2 protein-coding genes and 1 pseudogene are annotated in these 2,183 nt (G+C 68.3%); all 3 read right to left on the bottom strand.

All coding sequences use genetic code 11. The features are described 5' to 3' along the window. A partial coding sequence (locus tag QN345_RS18255) for a tetratricopeptide repeat protein (protein WP_323509031.1) occupies nucleotides 1–1,115 on the bottom strand: 1,115 nt, incomplete at its 3' end. Between the two features lie 159 nt (nucleotides 1,116–1,274). After that, nucleotides 1,275–1,706: a dehydrogenase gene (locus tag QN345_RS18250; RefSeq protein WP_322136741.1), complete on the bottom strand. Its 432-nt coding sequence runs from the start codon at nucleotides 1,704–1,706 to the stop codon at nucleotides 1,275–1,277. A gap of 87 nt (nucleotides 1,707–1,793) precedes the next feature. Further along, nucleotides 1,794–2,183 (bottom strand): annotated as a pseudogene (locus tag QN345_RS18245) (hypothetical protein); the annotation flags it as partial.

The raw sequence follows: 2,183 nt of genomic DNA, 5'->3' as shown, positions 1-2,183 counted from the left end.
TCGGCGAGTTCCCGGTAGCGTTCGCTCTCGCGCCGCGATTCCGCGGTCTGGAACATGGCCTCGAGGATCCGCCCGCGGGATTCGTTCTCGCTCGCGCCGAGCGCGACCGACTGGGCGTGATAGCTCCGGTAGGCCTCGAAGGCCCGGCGGTAGTCGAGGTTCGCGGCGTAGGCCTCGGCCTGTTCGCGGGCGACTTCGGTGAGCCAGCGGACGAGGCCGTGACCGGCGGCGAGGGTGGCGCACTGGTCGATCACCCGCTGCGCCGCGTCGAGCCGTCCCTGGATCCGGTAAACCTCGGCGAGGGTGACCAGTGCTGCCGAGACCGCATCGGGGTTGGGGTCGTCGTTCGCGGTTTCGATGGCCGGAAGCAGCATCCGCTCGGCTTCGTCGAGCCGCCCCGCGGTCAGGTAGACCCTGGCGATCGTGTCGCGCGCGTACATGCCGATCGGGCGGGAGTTCGCCGTGGACAGTGCGAGCAGCTGCTCGACGGTCTCGAGCGCGGCCACGTGGTTGTGGGCGAGATACTCGGTGTACGCGAGGTTGTTCAGGATCATGTAGCGGATGTTGGTGTCGGTGTCGTCGATGACGAGCCGCAGGGCCTCGTTGTAGCGGCGCCGCGACTCGTCGAAGGATCCGGCCGATCCAAGGGCGTCGGCCAGGCAGAGTCGGGCTGCGGCCCGCATCAGCGGCACCTCGCTCTCGTCGATCAGATCGTTGACGAGAACGGCGTGCTCGAGGGCGAGGGCGGGGTCACCGACCATCTCGAACACCGAGCCGAGCACGTCGTGACAGCGGGACTGCAGGGCGACTTCGCCGTGCCGCTCGGCCCAGGCAAGGATCTGTTGCACCTCGGCCGCGCTGCGGCTCGGATCTCCGCGGGTGCGGCTGATGTTGGCCAGGAGCACGCGGAGGCGCCGCGCGACGGCTCCCCTGCCGAGGCCGGTCTCGACGCTGCTGTAGTCGACGAACTCACCGTTCGCGCCATCGATGTCGACGACGCGCAGCTCGATCAGCCAGTCCCTGGCGGCCTGGTTGGCCTCGTCGCGGTCGATCCAGAAGAGGCGCTCGACGCGCGCGAGTCTCGCCTCGATCGATTCATTCGGCGGTGCGTTCATCGTGGCCTGCTCCCCGACAGGCGTGTGTTCCCGGCCTTCAATCTCCCCACCGGGAACCCTCTCCGAGAGAGGGAGGAACACTGTCGAGGCTCAGCCTAGCGCCCAGCCCGGACACCGGCGAATGGACGCCGCAGGATGCCGCCGATGGGGGGTGCCGACTCAGGCGTCGTCGCTGGAATCGGTTTCCGGGAGGGTGCCGAGCGCCGCCATCAGGTCGTCAGGGGCCGCCTGCATCACGTGCGGGCCGGCGATGTCGAAGAAGACCATCTCAAGCACGTTCCGATGCACGGTGAGGAAGTCGCGCAGCCACTGGGCGTCGCCGACCATGACCTGGGGGTCCACTTCATCGGGCACCATGCGGACGTAATTCTCGGCGGAGGAGAAGAGCAGCAGCATCCGCTTGTCGGTGCCTTCGCGGCCGAAGACGCGAACCTGCTCGCCCTGCCCGTTGACGACGAGCTGCGGCACGATCACGACGTCGTTGCGGAGGGCGTATGCGACGGCTGCTACGTCCTGGGCGGCGAGGGCGGTAGCAAGGGCCACGGAGCGGGTCGGTGGGGTCGGCGGCGTCATGTCAGTCGGGTCAGTCACGCCACCCATTCAATCATTCCGTCCGCACCGGCTGGGCACCGGAGCGGACTATTCCGCTCTGGGCTGACGTGCGGTACGGGCAATCGTTCAGTCGAGGATGAACTGCTTGGGTGTCGCCGATGCGATGCCGTCGACGGAGACGGCGAGATGATAGGAGGCTCCCCCGGCCGGCGCGGCGGTGCGGGTGGACTCGTCGCAGGTGGCGGCGTTGGAGCGGACCCGGTCCCAGGCGATCGGTGTTGTCGAGCTCACCGGAACGCCCGGTTGCAGGGTGACGTCGGCGTCGGCGGCCGCACTCTGGCAGTCCGTCGAGGTCCAGTAGATGTCCTGGCCGCTCGAGATCGTGAAGACCTGTTTCGAGGTGCCGGCGTTGATCACGCAGGGGACGGTGCCCGTGTTCGTGATGCTGAGGGAGAGTTCGGGCTTCTGGCCGGGCTGGTACGTGACGGCGTCGGTCAGCGCTTCGACGGTGACGGC

Origin of the sequence: Cryobacterium sp. 10I1 (assembly GCF_035019805.1) — a bacterium.
GTDB classification, from domain to species: Bacteria; Actinomycetota; Actinomycetes; order Actinomycetales; family Microbacteriaceae; genus Cryobacterium; species Cryobacterium glucosi.
This window is presented reverse-complemented; position numbering and strand designations above follow the sequence as displayed.